This is a genomic window from Allobosea sp. RCC_152_1, assembly GCF_041360765.1.
GTDB lineage: Bacteria > Pseudomonadota > Alphaproteobacteria > Rhizobiales > Beijerinckiaceae > Allobosea > Allobosea spartocytisi.
This window is the reverse complement of record NZ_JBFUPU010000008.1, coordinates 25,975-49,521: the sequence shown is the minus strand read 5'-3', so window position 1 is coordinate 49,521 and position 23,547 is coordinate 25,975. Positions and strand designations below refer to the sequence as shown.

Here is a 23,547-nt window from a genome sequence, read left to right as displayed (position 1 = left end):
TGTCATTACAGCCGGACCTGATCCCGATGCCGAATGAGCTTCGCCGCGTCGAACGCGCGCTCCTTTCCGTTTCCGACAAGACGGGCCTGATCGATTTCGCGCGCGCCCTCCACAAGCTCGGCATCGCGCTGGTCTCGACCGGCGGCACTGCCAAGGCCATCGCCGAGGCCGGGCTGCCCGTCAGCGACGTTTCCGATCTCACCGGCTTTCCCGAGATGATGGACGGCCGGGTCAAGACGCTGCATCCCAAGGTCCATGGCGGCCTGCTCGCCATCCGCTCGCATCCCGAGCACCAGGCTTCAATGATCGGCCACGGCATCCAGCCGATCGACCTGCTCGTCGTGAACCTCTACCCCTTCGAGGCGACGGTCGCGGCTGGCAAGGCCTATGACGACTGCATCGAGAACATCGATATCGGCGGGCCCGCGATGATCCGCGCCGCCGCCAAGAACCACCACGACGTCGCCGTCGTGGTCGAGGCGGCCGATTACCCCTCCGTCCTCGCCGATCTCGAGGCGCAGAAGGGCGCGACCACGCTGACCTTGCGCCGCAAGCTCGCCCAGAAGGCCTATGCCCGCACCGCGGCCTATGACGCGGCGATCTCGAACTGGTTCGCCAATGAGCTGGGCGACACCGGCCCGGCCTTCCGCGCGCTCGGCGGCGCGCTCGCCGAGACCATGCGCTATGGCGAGAACCCGCATCAATGGGCGGCCTTCTACCGCACGCCGGAGAACCGCCCGGGCGTCTCGACCGCACGCCAGGTCCAGGGCAAGCAGCTCTCCTACAACAACATCAACGACACCGACGCCGCCTTCGAATGCGTCGCCGAGTTCGATCCCGCGGCTTCGGCCGCCTGCGTCATCGTCAAGCACGCCAATCCCTGCGGCGTCGCGGCTGGCGGCTCGCTGATCGAGGCCTATGAGCTCGCCTTGCGCTGCGACCCCGTCTCCGCCTTCGGCGGCATCGTCGCGCTGAACCGCAGGCTCGACGCCGAGGCTGCGAAGAAGATCGTCGAGGTCTTCACCGAGGTCATCATCGCCCCGGATGCCGACGAGGAGGCGATCGCCCTGATCGCCGCCAAGAAGAACCTGCGCCTGCTGCTGACCGGCGGCCTGCCGGATGTGCGCGCGCCGGGCCTGTCCCTGCGCACCGTCGCTGGCGGCTTCCTCGCCCAGTCCCGCGACAATGCCGTCGTCGATGACATGGAGCTCAAGGTCGTGACCAAGCGCCAGCCGAGCGAGCGCGAGCTCGCCGATCTGCGCTTCGCCTTCCGCGTCGCCAAGCACGTCAAGTCGAACGCCATCGTCTATGCGAAGGATCTCGCCACGGTCGGCATCGGCGCCGGCCAGATGAGCCGCGTCGATTCCTCGCGCATCGCCGCCTGGAAGGCGGCCGAGGCAGCGAAAGCCGCCGGCCTGCCCGAGAGCCTTGCCAAGGGTTCGGTCGTCGCCTCCGACGCCTTCTTCCCCTTCGCCGACGGCCTGCTCGCGGCGGCGGAAGCCGGTGCCACGGCGGTGATCCAGCCCGGTGGCTCGATGCGCGACGACCTTGTCATCCAGGCTGCGGACGAAGCCGGCCTCGCCATGGTCTTCACTGGGCACCGCCACTTCCGCCATTGACGGCGGGGCAGGCCGCAGGACAGGCTACCCCGGTCGGAGCCTTCCAGAATCCAGCGCTGTCATCCCGGGCGAAGCGAAGCGCAGACCCGGGATCCATGCCTGACCCTCTCTCGGAAGCGCTCCGGCATGGATCCCGGATCGGCGCCGCTTAGCGGCTTGTCCGGGATGACGGCGCGCTTGGGATCGACGGTTGGGCGAGGCATGAGATGACGCGAAATCCCAAGCCCGGCGCGCTGCTCAGGGAGCGCGTCGAACACCAGCATGCACGAGTCTCCTACGTCGAGCTCTTCTTCGACCTGGTCTTCGTCTTCGCGATTACGCAGATCTCGCACACGCTGCTCGAGCATTTCAGCGTGCTCGGGCTGGCCCAGGCCGCCTTCCTGCTCGGTGCCGTCTGGTGGATCTGGATCTATACGAGCTGGGTGACGAACTGGCTCGACCCCGAACGCCCGCCGGTCCGGATCCTGCTCTTCGTCCTGATGTTCCTCGGGCTGGTGATGTCCTGCGCGCTGCCGGAGGCCTTCGGTGCGACCGGCCTCGCCTTCGCCGGCGCCTATGTCACGGCCCAGCTCGTCCGCTCGGTCTTCACGATGGTGAGCCTCAGGGACGCCTCACCCGCGAACTATCGCAACTTCCAGCGCATCACGATCTGGCTGGTCTGCTCGGGCATCTTCTGGATCGCCGGCGGCCTGAGCGAGGGACCGTTGCGCTTCGGGCTCTGGCTGATCGCGTTCGGCATCGAATATGTCGGGCCTGCCGTCGGCTTCCGTGTGCTCGGCCTCGGCCGCTCGCTGACCAGCGACTGGAATGTCGAAGGCGGCCATCTCGCCGAGCGCTGCGCCCTCTTCATCATCATCGCGCTGGGTGAATCCGTGATCATGACCGGCGCGACCGCAGCAAAACTGCCGCCGACGGCCGTCAATCTCACCGCCTTCCTCAATGCCTTCCTGAGCACGGTCGCGATGTGGTGGGTCTATTTCCATATCGGCGCCGAGCGGGCGAGCCAGCATATCGCCCATTCGGAAGACCCCGGCCGGATCGCGCGGATTGCCTATACCTATCTCCACGTCCTGCTGATCGCCGGCATCATTCTCGTTGCCGTCGGCGACGAACTGGTGATCGCGCATCCCACCGGCCATACCGACGGCAGAACGGCCATCGCAGTACTCGCCGGCCCGGCCTTCTATCTGCTCGGGAATCTGCTGTTCAAACGGATCACGGCCGGCTGGTATCCCCTCTCCCATCTCGTCGGCCTCGGCCTGCTCGCGGTGCTCACCCCGGCCTGGACCGTGCTGCCGCCGCTCGGCTTCAGCCTGGCCGCGACCGCGATCCTGATCCTGGTTGCGGCCTGGGAAGCGATCTCGCTGCGGCCGAAGGAAGCCTGACCCATGCATACCATCAAGGTCATCGGCGTCGGCTTCGCGCTGCTCGGCATCCTGCTCGTCCTGGCGCCGCGCCTTTCGATCTCGGCGGGGAGGCCGATTCCCTTCGCGGTGAAGCTGTTCCTGCCGCTCTGGTTCGCAGGCGCGCTGATCAATCTCTGGATCGGCGTTGCTCGGGCAGGCTATACCGTGATGGAGGAAGCGCCGATCTTCCTCATCGTCTTCGGCGTGCCGGCCATCGCCAGCTTGCTGATCCTGTGGCTGACCTCGCGAATTGCCCGATGAGCCTCGAATCCGTCCGCGCCTTCTTCGCCGAGCACGCTCCCGACATCGCCGTCATCGTGACGGCTGAGAGCAGCGCCACCGTCCCGCTCGCCGCTGCCGCTCATGGCGTCGAGCCAGGCCAGATCGCAAAGACGCTCTCGCTGCGCATCGGCGACGAAGTGGTGCTGGTCGTCACCCGCGGCGATGCCCGGCTGGACAACCGCAAGGCCAAGGCCGCGCTCGGCGGCAAGCCGCGCATGCTCGGCCAGGACGAGGTCGAGGCGCTGACCGGCCATCCTGTCGGCGGCGTCTGCCCCTTCGGGCTCGCCACGCCGCTCAAGGTCTATTGCGACATCTCGCTCAAGGCCTTCGACATCGTCGTGCCGGCAGCAGGCTCGACCCATAGCGCACTGCGCATCACGCCTGAGCGCATGGCCGAGCTGACGCAGGCCGAATGGGTCGATGTCTGCCAGGAAGTGGCGCAGGCGGCAGCGGCAGAGTAGAACTCAGCCCATGGTCCGCGCGATCAGCTCCATCGCGGCGGCCGGATTGCGCACCTTGTCGCCGCTGATGACATAGAGAAACACGTCGCGCTTCTCGACCTTGGCCGGTGGGCCAATGGATTCCAGCCCCTCCGGCACGCCGCCTTCCGCCCAGACCCGCGCGGCCTTGGTCCAGCGCGCGAGACCCGCTTCGGAATAGCCCTTCGGCTCGGCCTCCTTCGTCCCCATGATCCGCGCATAGACGAAGGGCGCGGTCACATCGGCGATCTGGGTGTAGTCGGCATCGGCGGAGGTGATCGCAGCGACGCCGTATTCGCGCAGCAGCGCGATGAAGTCAGGCGTCCGGAAGCTGTCATGCCGCACTTCGACCGCATGACGCAGCCTGATACCGTCCAGTTCCTTGGGCAGCAGCTTGAGGAAGGCTTCGAAATCTTCGCGATCGAACTTCTTCGTCGGCATGAACTGCCAGTTGATCGGGCCGAGCTTGTGCCTGAGCTCGGTCAGCCCGCTGGTCAGGAATTTCTCGACCGAAGGCCCGGCCTCGGCCAGGACGCGCCGGTTCGTGCAGAAGCGCGAGCCCTTGAGCGCGAAGACGAAATCGTCAGGCGTCTCCTCGCGCCATTTGGCGAAGCTCTCCGGCTTCTGCGAGCCGTAATAGGTGCCGTTGATCTCGATGGAAGTCAGCTTGCTCGCGGCATATTCGAGTTCGCGCTTCTGCGGCAGGCCGTCCGGGTAGAAAGCCCCGCGCCAGGGCTCGAAGACCCAGCCGCCAATGCCGATATGGATCGCTCCCGCCGCGTTCGCCATGATGTTCCTCCGAAGATGAGCGATTTTGCCTGCGACAGCGGGAGCGCGCCACCCGCTTTCAGACCAGAGCGGATGCTAAGGCGCCAGGCGCGCCAAAGCTGTCAGGATCGGGCGCGTCTGTGGACACCGTCGAGGGATGAGCCATGATCGCTTCATCGCGGATTGGAGCCTTCCGGATGCCGAATGAGGCGGATCGCATCAACCGACATGTCGGCGCTCGGCTCGCGCCGCTGCGGCGCGACGGGCGACACAGGTGTCAACGTGACGGTGTCAGTTCCATCGAATAGTTGGCGTCCAAATGCTTGAGGTAGAGGCTGAACAGCTGCGCCTGGGTGGAGATGTTCAGCTTTTCATAAGCATTCTTGCGGTGCGTCTTCACTGTCGCCAGCGAAATACCGAGTTGGGCGGCTATCGATTCCGATGAGTATCCGCGAAGGACGAACTCCAGCACTTGGCGCTCACGCACGCTGATCTTGCCTTCTCCGAACGCGGCCGGTCCGGCCGAGCTCGTCCGCTGTTCCGAGAGATCATCGCTGGCTCGATTGCGGCGCCAATAGCTGCCAAAGCAAGCGGTCAAGAGGGCCAGCTCGTCCTCGATCGCAATGAGGTCCGCGTCGCTGAAGTCGCCGTTGCTGCGGTAGCGGTATAGCGCGAACTCGACCGTCTCGTCTGGCCCGAGCCGGATGGCGACGTCGATCTCAGCCAGACCTTCCGGCCAATCGCGTGTCACATAGCCGATTTCTTCGTTGCTCGTGACCTTGATCCGGTAGTCATTATAGAACTCGCTTTGGAAGAATATATCGGGCGCGAGATCGCGAATGCGATAGACGCCCGAGGCCAGTCCGTTCCGTTGCGCCTGGAAGAATGGGTTCAGCGCATAGGTCTTCTGCAGATATTCGCGGATGCCCTGCTTGGCCTTGCCGCCCACGAAGTTATCGAAGACGTAGATCGGCGCGAGCTCGCGCCGGTGCACGAAGATCGTCGCGGCATCGAATGCGACACGCTCGCCGAGATGGCTGACCAGCGCTTCTGGAAAATCGCTTCGGTCGATCGCCGTTACGAGCCGGGCCGCACGGTCGTTCATATCCCGCATACGTCTCCATCCGCTCTGCCGACGCTATCCCTCTCTGGGAGGATAGGCGAGATCGAGCCGCTGTCACTAAGAAGCAAGCACGAACGCAAGCCAACCACAGCGGATGACGCACATGAAATATGCACGCATGGTCATCGAGAAGGAAGCGCCGGAGGAGTACGGCTACGACCGGATCCGCTTCAACCTTTCGGAAAGCTCGATCCGCGACCAGAGCCTGCACGAGCTCGGCGCCACCTTCCCGGACCTGACGCTGTTCTACGGCGAACATCGCGGCGAGGCGAGGCTGCGCGAGCTGGTCGCGGGACAGGGCGCGGGGCTGACGCCTGACGATATTCTCATCACGGCCGGCGCGGCCGGCGCGCTTTTCATCATCGCCACGACGCTTCTGTCGCGCGAGGACCATCTCGTCGTTGTGCGCCCGAACTACGCGACGAACATCGAGACGCCCAAGGCGATCGGCTGCGAGATCAGCTATATCGACCTGTCCTTCGAGGACGGCTTCGCACTCGACATCGCACGCGTCGCGGCCGCGATCCGGCCCAATACACGCTATGTCAGCATCACCTGCCCGCATAATCCGACCGGCACCCTGATGCCGGAAGCCGATCTTCGCCGTCTGATCGCGCTCGTCGAGGAGAAGGGCTGCCGCCTCCTCGTCGATGAGACCTATCGCGACCTGTCCTATGGCGAGCAGCTGCCGATCGCAGCCAGCCTGAGCAAGAGCGTGATCAGCGTTTCGTCCCTGTCCAAGGCGTACGGCATCCCGGGCATCCGCATCGGCTGGATCGTCACGCGCGATCCGGCGCTCTACGAGACCTTCCTCGCCGCCAAGGAGCAGATCGGCATCTGCGGCAGCGTCGTCGACGAGTGGCTCGCGCGCACGATGCTGGAAAAGCGCGACGCCTTCCTGGACGCGCTTTCGCCGGTCATGCACCGCCGGCTCGACATCATGCGGGACTGGGCGAAGAACGATCCGCTCATCGAGTGGGTCGAGCCCAAGGGCGGCGTCGTCTGCTTCCCGCGCATGAATGTGGGCGCCGATTTCGACTTCGACGCCTTCTACAAGACTCTGCTGGAGAAGCACGGCACCTATGTCGGGCCCGGTCATTGGTTCGAGATGCCGCGCAGCCATTTCCGGATCGGCTTCCTGTGGCCGCTGGAAGAGGAACTGCGCGGCGGCCTGGCGGCCATCTCGGCCGCCATCCGGGAGACGGCGCCCGGCCTCGTCGCCGCGGCCTGAGAGCCGCCGGCTCGCTGTTCAGGCCACCATCGCCCGCGCCATGGTGGCCAGGACCTCCTCGTGCAGCGTCGGGGTCGCGCAGGCGACGAAACGCGTGCCGGAGGTCAGCCCGAGCGGTCTGCCCTCCCAGTCGCTGATCGCGCCGCCCGCCGCACGGATGATCGGGACGAGCGCGCAATAGTCGAACGGATCATGCCCGCCCTCGATGCCGATGTGGAGCGCACCGCTGGCGAGCCGGGCATAGCCATAGCAGCCCGCACCATAGACGCACCAGGCGACACCCGATCGCACGGCCGCCACCCCGCGACGCTCCCTGTCGTCATAGGGCTCGGGGCTGGAGGTGAACAGCAGGCTCCCTGACAGGGTGCTGCGCTTGGCGGTCGTCACAACCACGCCGTTGCGCAGCGCGGGACTGCCGTCGGCGGCGCTCCAGCGCTCGCCGGTCATGGGATGGTCGATGATGCCGAGCACGGGCATGCCGTTTCGCGTGAGCGCGATCAGCGTCCCGTAGAGCGGAATTCCGGCGATGAATTGCTTGGTTCCGTCGATCGGATCCAGAACCCAGACCCACTCGCTGTCGAGATTCGTGGGCGCGAACTCCTCGCCGAGAATGCCGTGTTCAGGATACTCCGCTGCGATCGCGGCGCGCAGAGCGGTCTCGATCTCGCGATCGATCGCCGTCACTGGGCTGGCGTCGCCCTTGGTGTCGAAAGCGCGGTTCTCGCCCGCGACACGTCGCAGGATCGCGCCGCTGCAATCGGCGAGGCGGTGGGCGAAGGGCAGGAAGTCGGCAGGGTGGGCTTGGGCTGACATGGTCGATCTCGCTGGGCGAAAGACGGTCACCGCTGCGCATAACGACCCAGCCGCGCCTCCAGGCGCGAGACCAGCGTCTGCATCAGGAAGGTCAGGGCCAGATAGATCAGCGCGGCCGCGATGAAGATCTCGTAGGGGGCGAAGGTCTCGGCGACGATAGAGCGGGCGACACCCGTGACATCGAGCAGCGTGACCGTGCTGGCAAGCGCAGTCGATTTCATCAGGCTGACGACCTCGTTGCCATAGGTCGGCAGGCAAAGGCGGGTGACGATCGGCACCGTGACCAGGCGCAGATGGTGGAAGCGGCTCAGGCCCAGCGCCCATGACGCCTCCTTCAGCCCCTTGCCGATGCCCAGCATGCCGCCGCGGATGATCTCGGCGACATAGGCGCCGTTGTTCAGCGACAGCGCCAGGCACATGCACCAGAACGGCTCGCGCAGGAACGGCCACCACGGCCCGCTGCGCACGAACTCTGCCTGAGGCAAGCCGAAATAGATCACGAAGAGCTGCACCAGCAGCGGCGTGCCGCGGAAGAAATAGACATAAGTCTCGGCCGGCCAGCGCAGAAAGCGGGTGGTTCGCGCCCAGCTCGTGACGATGGCGATCACGAGGCCGGAGACCAGCGAGATGCCGAGCAGCTGAAGGGTCATTCCGAGCCCCGCCAGCAGCTGCGGGAAACTCGTCAGCATGAGCGCGATGTCGAAGCTCATCGCGAGACCGTCATGAAATGGTTGGCTCGGCGCTCAAGATGACCGGTACCCAGGGTGATGATCGTCGTGAAGCCGAGATAGATCAGCGCGACCGCGAAATACATGGCGAAGGGCATGGAGTTGGTCGAGGCGGCCATGTCGGCGGTGAACATGATTTCCTGCAGACCGATCACCGAGATCAGGGCCGTGTCCTTGACCAGCGAGTTCATGTGATTGCCGAAGCTCGGCAAGGCGAGGCGCCACATCTGCGGCAGGCGGATCAGGAAGAAGACCTGCAAGCGTCTGAGACCCAGCGCCTGCGCGGCCTCGACTTGCCCGCGATCGACGCCGAGAAAGGCGCCGCGGAAGGTCTCGGTGGCGGCCGCTCCGACGATCAGGCTGATGGCGAAGGCACCGGCCCAGAAGGGCGAGAGATCGACAAAGCGGGTCTGCGGCCAGACGAGCTTTACCAGCGCCGTCAGGGTCACCGCCGAGCCGAAATAGATCAGCAACAGCAAGAGGAATTCCGGCGTGCCGCGGAAAACCACCGTGTAGGCATCGGCGGCGACCTTCGCGGCGCGATTGCCCGACAGCTTGGCGCTTGCCCCCAGCAACCCCCAGATCACGGTCAGGACGAGCGAGACCAGGAAGACGAGGAGGATGACCAGTGTGCCTTGCATGAAGGCCCCGCTCCAGCGCCAGAGCTCCTCGAACATGGTGATCCTCTTGGGTGGCGGGGGCTTGGGATGCTCGGCAGGCGAGCGGCCGCCACAGCAGGCCGGGAGCCGAAAGGCCCAGCTTGCCGTGGCGGGGATCGTCTCAATTGGTCGAGGCGGGCTTCCAGTCGCGCGGATAGATCGGGAACGGGAAGTACTTCTTGCTGAACGTATCCAGCGTGCCGTCCTCGGTCATCGCGGCGATCGCCTTGTCGACCTTGGCGAGCAGCGCTTCGTTGCCTTTGCGCAGGCCGACGCCGGCACCGGCGCCGAACAGCTTGTCGTCGGAGACTTCAGGCCCGACGAAGCCGAAGCCTGCGCCGTCCGGCTTGCTGAGGAAGGCGTCATGCGCCTTCATCGGGTTCGTCATGATGGTGTCGACGCGCCCGGCCTTGATGTCGAGGAACAGCGCTTCAACGGTGTCGTAGCGCATGACGTTGGCGCTCGGCATCTTGGCCTTCAGCCAGTCGTCATAGGTGGTCGAACGCTGCAGGCCGACCTTGATCGACTTGAAGCCTTCCGGGTTGAGCGACCCGTCCGGGTTGAACAAGGCGAGCTTGGCGCCCGTCGGAGCGACGAAGCGGCCGACCGAGATGCGATACGGGCGCGAAAAATCGAGCTTCTTCTGGCGCTCCTCGGTGATGCCCATCGAGGCCACGATGAGATCGAATTTGTTGGCGAGGATCGCCGGGATCATGCCGTCCCATTTCTGGCAGACGAACTCGATCTTGTCGCCGAGGCGCTTGCCGATCTCGTTGGCGACGTCGACGTCGTAACCGGCATAGGCCCCGGTCGAATCGCGATAATTGAACGGGAATGACGTGCACTCGATGCCGACCTTGAGCTCGTCAGCCTGGGCCGTCGTTATCCCCGCCGACAGCCCCATTATCGCTGCGAATAACCATTTGACGCTGATCTTCATGATTGTCCCCTTTTTCTTAGGCGGCAGTCACGGTGCGAAAGTTCGTTTCGAGCTGCAGCCGATACCCGAGACTAATCACCAGATCGGCAATGAACCTATCATCCCAGAGGTTGATGCACTGCAGCAGCCGGGGCACGTCCCGCCACGAGCTCTAGCTTAAGAGGTGTTCGATCCAGTCCGCGAAGACGTGGAGGCGACGCGACAGGCGCCTGCACCTCCGGCGTCGCCCCGGCGACCCTGTACAACGCGATGACAGATTTAGCTTCATCGATCCGTTCGGCACCCGCGCCGCGCCCTGGCCGACGGGTCAATGCCTTGCTCTACGGCATCTTTGCCTGGATCCTCTCAATATCCCCGTGATCGAGGGAGCCTTCTCCGCAACAACGCTTAGCAGTCAAAGCGAACGTTAAGCGTCGCCGTCAGGCCACATCCCTGAGAGCAGGCTGAGCCGGATATCCACGCCGGTGCGCATGTCGCCGGCAGCTGCGGCCGGCGCGTTCATGCCGCTAAGCTTTCAGAGCAGCGCAGGCCGCCGCGATGCGCGCGCAGGCCGCGTGCAGCCGGTCCGTCCCGGTCGCGAAGGAAATCCTGAAATAGGGCTCCAGCCCGAAGGCGACGCCGGGCACGGCCGCGACATTGGCGTCTGAGAGCAGATAGTCCACGAAGTCGGCGTCGTTGGCGATCACCCGCCCATCGGGACGCTTGCGGCCAATCAGCCCGGCGCAGGACGGGTAGAGGTAGAACGCGCCTTCCGGCGTCGCGCAACTCAGCCCCTCGATATGTGAGAAGGCCTCCAGGCAGAGATCGCGGCGTGTCTGAAAGACGGCGTTGCGTTCGGCCAGGAAATCGAGCGGCCCGGTCAGAGCCGCCACGGCCGCCGCCTGCGAGACCGAGCTCGGATTGGTCGTACTCTGCGATTGCAGCGTCGCCATCGCCTTGATGAGTTCTGACGGTCCTCCGGCGAAGCCGATGCGCCAGCCGGTCATGGCATAGGATTTGGAGACGCCATTGACCGTGAGCGTGCGCGAAAACAGGCGGGGCTCGACAGCGGCGATGGTGGCGAACTGCCAGCCATCGTAGCGTAGGTGCTCATACATGTCGTCGGTCAGGACATGCACGGCGGGAAAGTCGAGGAGAACCTCCGCCAGTCCCTTCAGCTCGGCGGCAGAATAGCCCGCCCCGGTCGGGTTGCTTGGCGAGTTCAGGATCAGCCATTTCGTCCGCTGGCTCAGCGCTGCGCGCAGGATGGCGGGGGTGAGCTTGAAGCCGCTAGCCTCGGGGCACAGCGGGATGACCGGCGTCCCGCCTGCCAGCCGCACCATATCCGGATAGGACACCCAATAGGGCGCGGGAACGACCACCTCGTCGCCGGCATCGAGCGTCGCGCACAACGCATTGTAGATCACCTGCTTGCCGCCCGTGCCGACGCTGATCATCGACGCGTCGTAGTTCAGCCCGTTCTCGCGCCTGAACTTGGCAGCGACGGCCGCCTTGAGCTCGGGCGTGCCGTCGACATCGGTGTACTTCGTCGCGCCCTTGTCGATCGCGGCCTTGGCGGCGGCCTTGATATGGTCCGGCGTGTCGAAATCGGGCTCGCCCTGCGACAGGCCGATGATGTCCTTGCCCTGGCGGCGCAGCTCCGCCGCAGTGCGGGTGATGGCGATGGTCGGCGAAGGCTTTACGGCCTTCAGCTTGGAGGAAAGCAGGCTCATCGAAGGCAGTCCTTTGTTGTTTTAAGCGCCGGGCGTCGCGGAACGGACCAGGGCGAGGCGCGGCGGCATGACCGCCGCAGAGCCGCTGCCGATCGTGAACGTCGCGATCAGCGTGTCGAGGCGACGCGTCTCGTCCGCCAGGACGGCGGCGGCGGCCGCGTTCTTCTCGGAGAGCGCGACGTTCTGCTGGGTGATGCCGTCCAGATGGGTGACCGCCTGATTCATCTCCTCGATGCCGTGCGCCTGCTCGTGCGACGCGGTCGAGATTTCGGAGACGGTGTCGGCAACCTGCTTCGAGGCCGCGACGATCTGCTCGAAGGTCGTCCCGGCCGAGCGCACCAGCTGCGCCCCCTGCCCGACCTCCTGCGTCGCCGTCGCGATCAGGCGCCCGATATCCTGGGAGGCCGTGCCGGAGCGCTGGGCCAGGGTGCGGACCTCCGAGGCGACGACGGCAAAACCCTTGCCGGCATCGCCGGCGCGGGCCGCCTCCACGGCGGCGTTGAGCGCCAAGAGATTGGTCTGGAAGGCGATGTCGTCGATCACGCGGCTGATCTTGGCGATCTCCGCGCTGGCCTGCTCGATGCGCTCCATCGCCTGGACCGCATCGCGCACGATCGTGCCGCCCTGGGCCGCGACATTGGCGGCATCGCCGGCGGCGAGCGCGACCGTCGCGGCGAAATTCGCGCTGATCTTCACGGAGGCCGCCAGCTCCTCGGTGGTCGCTGCGGTCTCTTCGAGCGAAGCGGCCTGCTCCTCGGCGCGCCGCGAGAGCTCATCGGCTCCCGCATGGATGTCGCGCGCGGCCGAAGAGACCTGCGCGGTCGAGGACTGGATGCCGGAGAGCACCTGCGACAGGCGTGCGACCATGTCGTCGACCGAGCGGTCGAGTTCGGCGAAACGGCCCTGATGGCGGGTCGCAACAGAGCGCGTCAGGTCGCCCTTGGCGATGGCGGCCAGCGCCTCGGAGAATTCGGACACCACGCGGTCGACGACGGCGTTGATCTCGTTGATGCCGCTGACGAGCTTCTGCATCTCGGCATCGGCATGCTCGATCCTCAGCCGGGCGCTGAAATCGCCGGCCGCGGCGGCGGCGACGACGGCGCCGACATCGTTGACGATGGCGATCATCGATTCCGCGCGGGCCGATCTCTCGGCGGCGGCGGCGCGCTCCTGGGTTTCGAGAGCGCGGACGCGCACGAGATTGTCGCGGAACACCGACAGCGCCGCCGCCATCTCGCCGATCTCGTCCTTGCGCTGCTGCGCCGGGATCGCCGCGTCGAGGTGGCCCTCGGAGATCTCGCCCATCGCCTGGGTGATCTGGCGCACCGGCCGCGCGATCGAGCGGCCGATGCCGAACGAAACCGCGCAGCCGATGAGGATCACGATGGAGACGAGGATCAGTGCGCGGCTGGCCGCGCCAGCCATGGTGCTTTCCATCTCCGGCCCGACGATGGCAGCGCGCTGCTCCAACGCCGCGGCCGAGTGCTTGATCGCGGCGGAGCTGTCTTCGCCAATCTTGAGCAGCGCCTGGGCCGCTTCGGATTGGAGGCCGGCGCCCTTCAGGATCGCGATCTGCGCGATATAGCTGCCGAGCCCCTCATCCAGCGTACCGACCAGGGCCGCGACGCCGCCGATGTCGGCCGCAGCCTTCGCCACCGCGATGCTGGCGAGGCTGGCCTTCGCCGCCGTTTCGGCTTCGTCCAGCTTGCTCGGGTCGAGCGAGAGGCCGAACGCCTCGCCGGCAAGGCGCGCATCGCCGAAGCTGGCCTGCGCTGCGGCAAGCCCCGCCGCGGCGGTGGTGACCGAGCGGTAGCGCTGGAACAGCGCCAGCGAATCGCGGGCCGACGCGATGGCGAACCAGCCCAGCACGGCGGACATCGCCAGAACGAACAGGAATCCGGCGGCGATCCTTGCCTGAAGTGTCACGCGCCCCTGCAATGCCGCCATCTCTATCCCCCGCCCTCATGTCGCCGATGGCGGCGTGACCGCCGCCATCGCAGCCCCCAATGCCGGGCTCAGCCCTTCTTGGTCGCCTCGTAGCGCGCCTTGTTCTCGGCATTGGGCGGATAGAGGCCCGGCAGGGCTGCGCCCTTCTCGACCTCGCTCATGATCCAGCCCTCGAGCCGCTCCTGCTCCGGGGCGAGCTCGACCACCGCGTCGACCAGCGCGGCCGGAATCAGCACGGCGCCGTCATCGTCGACCACGATCAGATCATCCGGATAGACGGCGACGCCGCCGCAGGCGATCGGCTCCTGCCAGTTCACGAAGGTCAGCCCAGCCACGGAAGGCGGCGCCGCGGCCCCCTGGCACCAGACCGGCAGCCCGGTTCCGAGCACGCCGGCAACGTCGCGCACCACGCCGTCCGTGATCAGCGCGGCGACGCCCTTCTTGGCCATGCGCGCGCAGAGGATGTCGCCGAAGATGCCGGCATCGGTCACGCCCATCGCATCGACGACGGCGATGCAGCCTTCCGGCATCGCCTCGATGGCGGCGCGGGTCGATCTCGGCGAGGACCAGGATTCCGGCGTGGCGAGGTCCTCGCGCGCCGGCACGAAGCGCAAGGTGAAGGCGCGGCCGACGAGACGCTTCTGGCCCGGCTTCAGCGGCTTGGTGCCGCGCAGCCAGACATTGCGCAGGCCCTTCTTGAGCAGGATCGTGGTCAGGGTCGCGGTGGTGACCTGCGACAGGATTTCGATGATCTTGGCGTCGTTGGACATGGGGTCGTACTCGCTCGTTGCTTTGCGATGGGATGAAGGGTGATCAGATGCTGGCGATCAGGCCGCCATCGACGCGGATCACGCTGCCGGTGAGGTAGGAGGCCCGCTCGGACGCCAGGAAGGCGACGGTATCGGCATATTCCTCGGGCCGGCCGTAGCGGCCGAGCGGGATCGAGCCGGTGCTCTCCGCCGAGACCTCCTCGACGCTGCGGTTCTCGCGCTTGGCCTTGGCCTCGTCGAGGAAGCGGATGCGGTCCGTGGCGATCCGACCGGGCAGGATGATGTTGCTGGTGATGCCGTCGCGGCCGACCTCGCGCGCCAGCGTCTTCGACCAGCCGACCAGCGAGAGCCTGAGCGCGTTGGAGACGCCGAGATTGGGGATCGGCGCGACCACGCCGGACGAGGTCGAGGTGACGATGCGGCCCCATTGACGTACGCGCATGCCGGGCAGGACCCGATCGGTCAGCGCGATCACCGACAGCACCATGGACTGGAAATGCTTCGCCCAGAGCTCGCTCGGCTGGCCGGAGGCCGGGGTCGGCGGCGGTCCGCCCGTATTGTTGACCAGGATGTCGACCGGGCCGAGCGCCTGCTCGATGAGCGAGACATTGGCGTCGATGACGGAAAGATCCCCGAGATCCCAGAGCAGGGCCTCGGCGGTGCCGCCCACGGCTTCGATCGCATCCGCCGCCCGCTCCAGCGCCGCGGCGTCGATGTCGGCGAGCGCGACCTTCACGCCCTCGCGGGCCAGCGCAAGGCTGATCGCGCCGCCCAGTCCGCCGCCGGCGCCGAGCACCAACGCCGTCTTTCCCGATATGCCGAAATCCATCAGAAACTCCCGATGATGCCGCGTCAGGTCATGCCTGCGCATGGGCGTCGACATAGCCGTCGACGAGATTGAGTCCGAGCAGGAACTCGGAGGTGAAACGGGTGCGGATCAGCGGCTCGACCGGAATCGCGCCCGCCAGGAACGCCTGCTCCTCCGCCCGCGCGGCGACGGCCTCGGCATGCGACACTCTGCGAAAGCACAGGGTGCTGCCCGGCCGGGCCTGCGCCAGGCGACCGAGATCGGGGCCGATGATGGTCGCGATCTTGGGGTAGCCGCCGGTCGACTGCCGGTCCGCCATCAGGATGATGGGCTGTCCTTCGCCGGGCACCTGAATCGCGCCCATGGCGATGCCGTCCGAGGTGATGTTGTAGCCGCGCAGATGGGTCAGCTTCGGCCCTTCGAGGAAGCAGGCCATGCGGTCGCCGCGCGCCGAAACCGTCCAGGGCCCGGCCAGGAAGGAGGCGATCTGGTCGGGGGCGAAGAAATCGTCCTGCGGCCCGAGGATGACGCGGATCGTCTCGGCCGGGCGCTCCAGCAGCGGCGCCTGGATCGCCCCCGCCGCGACCGACACCCTGGCCGGCGTGCCGGTCGCGAGCCTGTCGCCGGCCGCAAGCGCGCGCCCTTCGAGGCCGCCGATGCCTGTGCGCGTATGGGTCGAGGCCGAGCCCAGCACGAGCGGCAGGTCGAGCCCGCCGGCAACCGCGAGATAGCACCAGCACCCGGCCGCCCCGGCCCTGAGCCTCAGCTGGACTCCAGGCTCGAGACGCACAACCACGGCCGGCGGCAGGGCCTGCCCGTCCAGCGTCGCGGAAAAGGCGCCGCCCGCGACCGCGACGGTCAGCGGCGCCTCCTCGGCCGTGATCTCGATGCCGCCCAGCGAGACTTCGATGGCGGCCGCGCCGGCCGGATTGCCCAGCGCCCGGTTCGCGACCGCATGGGCGAGCGGATCCATCGGCCCCGCCCCGGTCACGCCATAGCGCAGATAGCCGTGCCGGCCGCCATCCTGCACGGTGGAGCCCGGGCCTGCCGAGAGGATGCTGAGCGTCCCGGTCATTGCCCCTGCCTCCGGGCCACCACCTCGCCGGCCTCGACGCGCCGGTCGAGCGCGGCGAAGGTCGCGGCATCGATGGGCTCGAAGCGGATGTCGTCGCCGGGCTCCATCAGGAAGGCGCTGGCGCGCTCGGGCGCATAGAGGCGTTCCGGCGTACGCCCGACCACGTACCAGCCGGTCGGCATCGAGAAGGTGGCAATGGCGCTAAGCCCGCCGCCGACGAGCACGACCTTGCTGTCATGCGGCGGGCGCGGCTTCGTCCGCCGCGAGATCGCGATCTCGTCGGGCAGACCGCCCAGATAGGTGAAGCCCGGCGCGAAGCCGTACATATAGGCGCGATAGGTGGCGCCCGCATGGATCTGCGCCGCTTTCTCGGCCGGCATGCCCATGATCTCCGCCATTTCGGCGAGATCCTCGCCATGCGGCGCCTCGTAGCAGCAGGGCACCGTCCACAGCACGGCCTTGCGCGCGCGTGTCTTGGGAGCCGACAGCCGCTCCTCGACCATCCCGACCAGCGCGTCGCGGGTGATCTGCAACGGGTCGTAATGGATCATCAGCGAGCGATAGGTCGGCACCAGCTCGCGCAGACCCGTGGGCGCCGCCTCCGCGAGCGCGGCGTCGAGCGCGAGCACGCGGTCGCTGACTGCCGGGTCGACGCCGCTGCCGAACTCGACGACCAGCGCGGCTTCCCCCGCATCGAGAAAGCGCGGCGTGGCGTCCGAAGCGCTCATGCGAAGGCCGCGAGCGTGATGCCGGCCCGTTCCAGCGCCTTGCGCACATGGCGGGCCATCGTGACCGCATGGCTGGAATCGCCGTGCACGCAGATCGACCTGACCGGCGTCGGCAGGCGCTTGCCCGTCGCGGTGACGATGACGCCTTCGGTGACCATCTCGATGACGCGGGCAGCAGCCTCCTCATGATCGGTGATCATCGCGCCGGGCTTGCTCCGCGCGATCAGCAACCCTTCATCGGTGTAGCCGCGATCGGCGAAGATCTCCTGATAGGTCGTCAGCCCTGCCGCCTCGCCGGCCGCGACCTGCGCGGTCAGCGCCGTCGCCAGCAGGGCGAGGCTGGGATCGACCGCCTTCACCGCTCGCGCGATCGCATCGGCGACCGGGCGCTCCTCGCAGGCGATGTTGCCGAGCGCCCCATGCGGCTTCACATAGCTGATGCGGTGGCCGGCATAGGCCGCCAGCGCCTGCGCCGCGCCGAGCTGATAGGCGACGAGGCGCTCGATCTCTCCGGTCGAGAACGGGATGCGCCGGCGCCCAAAACCCCAGAGATCGGGAAAGCCGGGATGCGCGCCGATCGCCACGCCGCGCTCGCGCGCCACCGTGAACGCCTTCGCCATGATCTCCGGATCGCCCGCATGCAGGCCGCAGGCGACATTCGCCGAGGTGACGATGCCCAGCATGGCCTCGTCGTCGCCGCAGCTATAGGCCCCGAAGCCCTCGCCCAGATCGGCATTGAGATCGACGGACAGCATGGCCCACCCCGCTTGGTTGAATTGCCGAAACCGATGAGGGCGCCGCCGCCTTGCGGCGCCCTCCTTTGCGTCACATGCCGAGATAGGCGCGCCGGATATCCGGGTTGTCGCGCACCTCGACGGCCGTGCCGGAGAGGATCACCCTGCCGGTCTGCAGCACATAGGCACGATCGGCGATCTCCAGGCTCTCGGCCAGGCGCTGCTCGACCAGGAGCACGGTCACGCCGGCCTTGCGGATGGTCTCGACCGCCGCGAAGATCTCGTCGACCAGCTTGGGCATGATGCCCTGCGACGGCTCGTCGAGCATCAGGATGCGCGGGCGTGTCATCAGCGCGCGGCCGATGGCGAGCATCTGCTGCTCGCCGCCCGACAGGGTCGCGGCGCGTTGCGACAGGCGCTCCTTCAGCCGCGGGAACAGGGCGAAGACCTGCTCCAGCGGCTGCTCGCGATCGGCCTTGGCCCGGTGCAGATAGCTGCCGAGCCTCAGATTGTCGGAGACCGAGAGCCGCGGGAACAGCCGCTTGTTCTCGGGAACATAGGCGACGCCACGCTTGGTGATCTCGTGGCCGGGCAGCCCGCTGATCGTTTCGCCGGCGAAGGAGACCGTGCCGGAGCGGGCCTTCTCCATGCCGGAGATGGTCTTCAGCAGGGTCGATTTGCCGGCCCCGTTGGCGCCCGCCACGACGACGATCTCGCCTTCAGCCACCGTCACCGAGATGTCGGAGATCGCGATCAGCCCGTCATAGGCGGTGGTCAGGGAGGAGACTTCAAGCAGCACGGTGTCTCTCCCCCAGATAGGCGGTGATGACGGCGTCGTCGCGCACCACATCCTGCGGTTTGCCTTCTGCCAGCACCTTGCCGAGGTTCAGCACAACGGCGCGGTCGACCAGCGGCATCACGATTTCCATGACGTGCTCGACCATGACGACGGTAACGCCCTGGTCGCGCACCTTGCGCACCAGCTCGACCCCGAGCCGGGCCTCGCTCGGCGTGAGGCCGGTCATCACCTCGTCGAGCAGCAGGAGCTTGGGCTTGGTGGCGAGCGCGCGCGCCACTTCGAGGCGTCGCTTCTCGGGCGGCGTCAGCTCGCCGGCCGGCGCCGGGGCGCGCTGCTGCAGTCCGCAGAAGGCGAGCGTCTCATAGGCGACCCGGCGTGCCGCCGCGCTGCCCGGCTCCTTCGCGAAGGCGCCGACCATGACGTTGTCGAGCACGCTCATCGAGTCGAAGGAGCGCGGCACCTGAAAGGTCCGGGCGATACCGAGCCGGCAACGCGCCGGCCCCGACAGCCTGGCGATGTCCTGCCCTTCGAAGCGGATGCTGCCCTCGTTCGGCGGGAATGCTCCGGCGATGAGGTTGAACAGGGTCGACTTGCCGGCGCCGTTGGGCCCGATCAGGCCGAGGATCTCGCCGCGGCGCACCTCGACCGAGACGTCGGAATTGGCGACCAGACCGCCGAAGCGCCGCGTCACATTCTGGACGTCGAGGAGGATGTCCGTGCTCATGAGCGCGCCTCCGCCTTCTGCCTCTTGCCCTGGAAGAGGCTGAGGATGCCTTCGGGCTTGGCGAGCGCGACGAGCATGATCAGGCCGCCATAGATGATCAGGTCGATGCCCGAGCCGGAGCCGCCGAGATAGGAGCGGGTGATCTCGGTGAGCGGGATCAGGATCGCGGCGCCGACGACGGGTCCCCAGAGCGTGCCGATGCCGCCCAGCACGGCCGGCAGGGCAAAGAGCAGCGAGAAACGGAAGCTCATCACGCTCTCCGGGTCGATATAGGCCAGGAAACTCGCATAGAAGGCGCCGCCGATTGCGGTGAAGAAGGCCGAGACCGCTGCCGCCGCCATCTTCGAGTGGAAGATCTCGACGCCGAGGCTTTCGGCGGCTTCCGGATTATCCTTGACCGCGCGCCACCAATAGCCCCAGCGCGAGCCCTCGATCAGGAAGGTGACGAACCAGGTGATCGCCAGCAAGGCGAGCGCGAGATGGATATAGGGCACCTTGTCGCGCGCGAACTGGAGTGTCGCCCAGCTGTCGGAGCCGAACGGCCACTGGATGCCCAGCGCGCCGCCGACGAAGTCCCAGTTATGGACCAGCAGCAGGCCGATCTCCGCGATGACGATGGTCGCGATCGAAAAGTAATGCCCCTTCAGGCGGAAGCAGGGATAGCCGAGCAGCAGCGCGATGGCGGCCGACAGGATGCCGCCGACCAGCATGCCGCCCCAGGGCACGACGCCATAGGTGACGAAGAGCACCGAGGTGGCATAGGCCCCGATGCCGAAATAGAGCGCATGGCCGAGCGAGATCTGGCCGCAATAGCCGCCGAGGATGTTCCAGCTCTGCGAGACGGCAGCGTAGAGCAGCGTCAGCACGAGTACGTTCTGGAGATAGACGTCCTTGATCGCAAAGGGAGAGACCGCGATCGCCGCGAACACCGCGGCGGCGACGACGAGCTGGTTGCGGCGCCGCGGCAGCATGCCGAAGGCCGGAGGAAGATTCAGGGCTTCGTCCGTCATCGTCACAGCTTTCCGAACAGGCCGCTCGGCCGGATGAAGACGACGCCGAGATAGAGCGCGAAGATGCCGAGGGATTTCATGGCGGGAGGCAGGAACGCCGCGGTGAGCGCCTCGACCAGGCCGACGATGACGCCGGCGACCAGCGCGCCGAAGACGCTGCCGAAGCCGCCGAGCGCCACGGTGACATAGGCGATCAGGCCGAAGGTCGCGCCGACCTGCGGGTGGATGTAATAGAAGATCGCGAGCACCGCGCCGGCAAGGCCGACGAGCGCGGCCCCCAGCCCCCAGCCCAGCGCAAAGACGCGGTTGCGGTCGATGCCGACCAGCGCGACGGCGCCCTGGTCCTCGCGCGTCGCCTCCAGCGCCTTGCCGAAATCGGTTCGCGACATCAGCAGGTAGAGCCCGCCGAAGGCCGCGATCGAAACCAGCCCGCCGAACATCTGCGGCCAGGGCAGGAAGACGCCGCCGAGGTCGAGCGTCTTGCCGCCGAGCCAGGAGTTGCCGATGCTGCGATAGTCGGGCGTCAGGAAGTACTGGGCTGCGCCCTGCAGCAGCGTCGCCAGGCCGAAGGTCGCGAAGATCTGCACCATGCCCTGATTGGCCTTCGCGCGCATCGCGAAGCGGACGATGCCGAGATAGGCCAGCGCGCCGACGCAGAAGAGCACCGCGGCGGCGACAGGGGCGAACAGCACGGGATCGAGCGCGGTGAACAGGAAGAGCCCGAAGACGACATACATCGCCGTCATCAGGAACTCGCCATGGGCGAAGTTCACCACATCCATCAAGCCGAAGATGAGCGAGAGGCCGACTGCGATCAGGGCGTAGATCAGCCCCATGAGCAGGCCGCTCGCAAGCACCTGGAGAAGTGCTTGCGTCGTCATGCCGGATTCCTTCCTGAAGTGAGGGTCAGCCGTTCATCGGCCAGATCGCATCCGCGATCGCGACCTCGCTCGGGAAGATGGTGACGAATTTGTCGCCGAGATATTGCAGCAGAACCGGGCTGGCCTCCGGGTTCTGGCCGTCCGGCCCGTATTTCACGCGCGCCCAGGGCATGATCGTGCTCGTGCCGGGAATGTCGGTGGCGGCGAGCGCGTCGCGGACCTTCGGGCCTTCGAGCGAGCCGGCGCGGTTGATCGCCTCGGCCAGCAGCAGCAGCCCCATGAACTGGCGCGAGGTGTTGTCGTTCAGGTCGCGGGTCGAGCGCGCCTTGAACATGTCGTTGACGGTCTTGATGAACGGGCGCTTCGCCGCGAGATCGAGCGAGAAGCTGGCCCGGGTGATGGCGCCCTTCAGCTTGTCGCCGACGGCATCGTAGGTGACCTGCTCGGAGAAGCCGCTGGCCTGCGCGACGAGGTTCTTCGGCTTGAAGCCGAGCTCCGCCATCGTCTTGACCAGCAGCATCGCGTCGGTGGTGTAGGTCGAGGGCATCAGAACGTCGGGGTCGGCGCTCTTCAGCTGCTGCACCTCGGCCGTCAGGGACGGCGAATTGGTGCGGTATTTGACGTCGGCGGCGATCTTGTAGCCCCGGTCATTGGCGAGCTTGCGCTGCGTGTTCGAGGAATCGACGCCGAAGATCGTGTCCTCGAAGAACAGCCCGACGCTGTCGATCTTCTTGCCCTTCTTCTTCTGCGCGTCGAAGAAGTCAAACATCGCGGCCGAGAACATCTCGTCCTGGGCGGCCGGACGGAAGAAGAACTTCATGTTGCGGCGCTGCAGGCTCGGCGAGGAGGAGTCGGCGCACAGGAAGGGGACGCCGTAGCGCTCGGTGACGGCGCTGACCGTGGCGGAGACGGAGGACTGGTAGCAGCCGATGATGGCCGAGACCTTCTCCTGCGTGATCAGGCGCTCGGCCTCGGCCCTGCCCTTCTGCGGATCGGCCTGGTGATCGGCGAAGACGAGGCGGATCTTGGCCCCGCCCAACGCGGCAAGGCCAGCGCCCTTGGCGGCGACGAGATCGAGCTGGTGGTCGTTGTTGATGATGTCGAGCGCGGTTTCGAAGGCGTTGCGCGCGTCGATGCCAACCTGCGCGCTCGCCCCGGACATCGGGTAGATCACGCCGATGGTGACTTCCTTGGGCGCCTGCGCCCGGGACGTGCCGGGATAGGCCAGCGAGCCGGCGGCGGCAGCGGACACGCCCGCCAGGAGCAATTCTCTACGATTCATGGCTTAAACCCCTCTTTTTTGATGGCTGCGCGGCTCTTTTTCGGCCGGCAGGGTGGTGGTGGTGGAGATCAGATGACGGCGAACTCCGTGTTGCGCCGGTCGGTCACGAGCATGCAGCCGGGCGCATGGGTGATCGCGAAGGGCGGCTTCACTTTGGCGATGACGGATTGCGGGGTCACGCCGCAGGCCCAGAACACCGGCAGCTCGCCGGGCAGCACCTCGACGGCGTCGCCATAATCGGGCTGCGAGACGTCCCTGATGCCGATCAGGGCCGGGTCGCCGATATGCACCGGCGCGCCGTGCACGGCAGGGAAGCGCGAGGTGACCTGGATCGCCCGGATCGCATGGGCCGCCTTGAGCGGGCGCATGGAAACGACCATCGGGCCGCTGAAGGGGCCGGCCGGAACGCAGTCGATGCTGGTCCGGAACATCGGCACGCGCAGGCCGCGCTCGACATGGCGCAGCGGAATGCCTTCGTCGAGCAGCGCTTCCTCGAAGGAGAGCGAGCAGCCGATGACGAAGGAGACGAGGTCGTCGCGCCAATACTGGCCGACATCGCTGGTCTCGGCGACGAGCTCGCCATTCTCCCAGACGCGATAGCCCGGAAAATCGGTGCGGATGTCGAGATCCCGGCCGAGGACCGGCACCAGCGGGCTACCGACATCGGACACGCCGATGATGGGGCAAGGACGCGGATTGGCCTGGCAGAAGCGCAGGAAATCGCCGGCGAGATCGGCCGGCAGGATGGCGAGATTGCCCTGGACGAAGCCGGGAGCCAGGCCCGAGGTCGTTCCCTTCAGAGCTCCGCTGCGACAGGCGAGCCGGACCGACAGGGCCGAGCCGATGTCGAACGCGCCGGCCGCATGCTGCGATGCGGGCATCATCGTCGGCCTGCTCATCGTCTCCGCCATCCCCTCATCCCGTTCGTTGCATCATGGGCGCACCGTCCGGCGCACACGTCCAATCGTGAATCCGTATCGATCGCCATAACAGGCCGTTATGCCGGAAGGCTGGCCGGCTGCCGTCCTT

24 protein-coding genes are annotated in these 23,547 nt (G+C 66.9%); 5 read left to right on the top strand and 19 right to left on the bottom strand.

The genetic code is table 11. The features are described from left to right. Positions 1–26: 26 nt before the first annotated feature. The 4 genes from purH to AB6806_RS22625 all read left to right on the top strand — a co-directional run bounded on the left by purH (position 27) and on the right by AB6806_RS22625 (position 3,768). Complete coding sequence (purH, locus tag AB6806_RS22640; protein ID WP_142022755.1) at positions 27–1,619, top strand: bifunctional phosphoribosylaminoimidazolecarboxamide formyltransferase/IMP cyclohydrolase; 1,593 nt, start codon at positions 27–29, stop codon at positions 1,617–1,619. Positions 1,620–1,825: 206 nt separating this feature from the next. Continuing rightward, on the top strand, positions 1,826–3,004 hold the full coding sequence (locus tag AB6806_RS22635; RefSeq protein ID WP_142022754.1) for a low temperature requirement protein A: 1,179 nt from the start codon (positions 1,826–1,828) through the stop codon (positions 3,002–3,004). 3 nt (positions 3,005–3,007) lie between these two features. Then, a complete protein-coding gene (locus tag AB6806_RS22630; RefSeq protein ID WP_370955592.1) occupies positions 3,008–3,286 on the top strand; it encodes a hypothetical protein in 279 nt (92 codons plus the stop codon). Continuing rightward, positions 3,283–3,768, top strand: coding sequence for a YbaK/EbsC family protein (locus AB6806_RS22625; protein ID WP_142022752.1), 486 nt, complete (start codon positions 3,283–3,285; stop codon positions 3,766–3,768). The genes AB6806_RS22630 and AB6806_RS22625 overlap by 4 nt, the downstream gene beginning before the upstream one ends. Positions 3,769–3,771: 3 nt before the next feature. On the opposite strand, the gene AB6806_RS22620 is transcribed toward AB6806_RS22625, so the two are convergent. After that, on the bottom strand, positions 3,772–4,575 hold the full coding sequence (locus AB6806_RS22620; RefSeq protein ID WP_142022751.1) for a DUF72 domain-containing protein: 804 nt from the start codon (positions 4,573–4,575) through the stop codon (positions 3,772–3,774). Positions 4,576–4,831: 256 nt separating this feature from the next. Further along, positions 4,832–5,659 (bottom strand): LuxR family transcriptional regulator, encoded by an 828-nt coding sequence (locus tag AB6806_RS22615; RefSeq protein WP_185748005.1) that lies wholly within the window; start codon positions 5,657–5,659, stop codon positions 4,832–4,834. A gap of 121 nt (positions 5,660–5,780) precedes the next feature. On the opposite strand from AB6806_RS22615, the gene AB6806_RS22610 reads away from it, so the two are divergent. Continuing rightward, a complete protein-coding gene (locus AB6806_RS22610; protein ID WP_113254323.1) occupies positions 5,781–6,908 on the top strand; it encodes an aminotransferase class I/II-fold pyridoxal phosphate-dependent enzyme in 1,128 nt (375 codons plus the stop codon). 18 nt (positions 6,909–6,926) lie between these two features. Here AB6806_RS22610 and AB6806_RS22605 read toward each other — a convergent pair whose 3' ends face one another. The 17 genes from AB6806_RS22605 to AB6806_RS22525 all read right to left on the bottom strand — a co-directional run bounded on the left by AB6806_RS22605 (position 6,927) and on the right by AB6806_RS22525 (position 23,402). Beyond that, entirely contained in the window at positions 6,927–7,721 is a 795-nt protein-coding gene (locus AB6806_RS22605; protein ID WP_133561031.1) for an inositol monophosphatase family protein, read from the bottom strand. A gap of 26 nt (positions 7,722–7,747) precedes the next feature. Beyond that, on the bottom strand, positions 7,748–8,431 hold the full coding sequence (locus AB6806_RS22600; protein WP_142022749.1) for an ABC transporter permease: 684 nt from the start codon (positions 8,429–8,431) through the stop codon (positions 7,748–7,750). After that, the gene (locus AB6806_RS22595) at positions 8,428–9,126 is read right to left on the bottom strand and encodes an ABC transporter permease (RefSeq protein WP_142022748.1); all 699 of its coding nucleotides are present in this window, start codon (positions 9,124–9,126) and stop codon (positions 8,428–8,430) included. The genes AB6806_RS22600 and AB6806_RS22595 overlap by 4 nt, the downstream gene beginning before the upstream one ends. 103 nt (positions 9,127–9,229) lie before the next feature. Further along, positions 9,230–10,048 (bottom strand): transporter substrate-binding domain-containing protein, encoded by an 819-nt coding sequence (locus tag AB6806_RS22590; RefSeq protein WP_112761629.1) that lies wholly within the window; start codon positions 10,046–10,048, stop codon positions 9,230–9,232. 506 nt (positions 10,049–10,554) lie between these two features. Next, positions 10,555–11,760 carry a pyridoxal phosphate-dependent aminotransferase gene (locus AB6806_RS22585; protein ID WP_142022747.1) on the bottom strand — a complete coding sequence of 402 codons (1,206 nt, stop codon included), beginning with the start codon at positions 11,758–11,760 and terminating at the stop codon, positions 10,555–10,557. 21 nt (positions 11,761–11,781) lie between these two features. After that, positions 11,782–13,707: a methyl-accepting chemotaxis protein gene (locus AB6806_RS22580; protein WP_051987902.1), complete on the bottom strand. Its 1,926-nt coding sequence runs from the start codon at positions 13,705–13,707 to the stop codon at positions 11,782–11,784. 68 nt (positions 13,708–13,775) lie between these two features. After that, positions 13,776–14,477 carry a ribonuclease activity regulator RraA gene (locus tag AB6806_RS22575; protein WP_142022746.1) on the bottom strand — a complete coding sequence of 234 codons (702 nt, stop codon included), beginning with the start codon at positions 14,475–14,477 and terminating at the stop codon, positions 13,776–13,778. A 43-nt stretch (positions 14,478–14,520) separates the two neighbouring features. Then, complete coding sequence (locus AB6806_RS22570) at positions 14,521–15,306, bottom strand: SDR family oxidoreductase (RefSeq protein WP_142022745.1); 786 nt, start codon at positions 15,304–15,306, stop codon at positions 14,521–14,523. A 28-nt stretch (positions 15,307–15,334) separates the two neighbouring features. Beyond that, entirely contained in the window at positions 15,335–16,360 is a 1,026-nt protein-coding gene (locus tag AB6806_RS22565) for a 5-oxoprolinase subunit C family protein (RefSeq protein ID WP_142022744.1), read from the bottom strand. Beyond that, positions 16,357–17,088, bottom strand: coding sequence for a 5-oxoprolinase subunit B family protein (locus tag AB6806_RS22560; protein WP_142022743.1), 732 nt, complete (start codon positions 17,086–17,088; stop codon positions 16,357–16,359). Before AB6806_RS22560 ends, AB6806_RS22565 begins: the two co-directional genes overlap by 4 nt. Then, entirely contained in the window at positions 17,085–17,843 is a 759-nt protein-coding gene (locus AB6806_RS22555) for a LamB/YcsF family protein (RefSeq protein WP_142022742.1), read from the bottom strand. Before AB6806_RS22555 ends, AB6806_RS22560 begins: the two co-directional genes overlap by 4 nt. 70 nt (positions 17,844–17,913) lie before the next feature. Further along, on the bottom strand, positions 17,914–18,621 hold the full coding sequence (locus tag AB6806_RS22550; RefSeq protein WP_370955591.1) for an ABC transporter ATP-binding protein: 708 nt from the start codon (positions 18,619–18,621) through the stop codon (positions 17,914–17,916). Beyond that, positions 18,611–19,345, bottom strand: coding sequence for an ABC transporter ATP-binding protein (locus AB6806_RS22545; protein WP_142022741.1), 735 nt, complete (start codon positions 19,343–19,345; stop codon positions 18,611–18,613). The genes AB6806_RS22550 and AB6806_RS22545 overlap by 11 nt, the downstream gene beginning before the upstream one ends. After that, entirely contained in the window at positions 19,342–20,355 is a 1,014-nt protein-coding gene (locus tag AB6806_RS22540) for a branched-chain amino acid ABC transporter permease (protein ID WP_142022740.1), read from the bottom strand. The genes AB6806_RS22545 and AB6806_RS22540 overlap by 4 nt, the downstream gene beginning before the upstream one ends. A 2-nt stretch (positions 20,356–20,357) precedes the next feature. Beyond that, a complete protein-coding gene (locus tag AB6806_RS22535) occupies positions 20,358–21,236 on the bottom strand; it encodes a branched-chain amino acid ABC transporter permease (protein ID WP_038362683.1) in 879 nt (292 codons plus the stop codon). A gap of 25 nt (positions 21,237–21,261) precedes the next feature. Further along, complete coding sequence (locus tag AB6806_RS22530; RefSeq protein WP_038362681.1) at positions 21,262–22,518, bottom strand: ABC transporter substrate-binding protein; 1,257 nt, start codon at positions 22,516–22,518, stop codon at positions 21,262–21,264. Positions 22,519–22,586: 68 nt separating this feature from the next. Next, on the bottom strand, positions 22,587–23,402 hold the full coding sequence (locus AB6806_RS22525; RefSeq protein ID WP_370955652.1) for a putative hydro-lyase: 816 nt from the start codon (positions 23,400–23,402) through the stop codon (positions 22,587–22,589). Between the last annotated feature and the right edge of the window lie 145 nt (positions 23,403–23,547).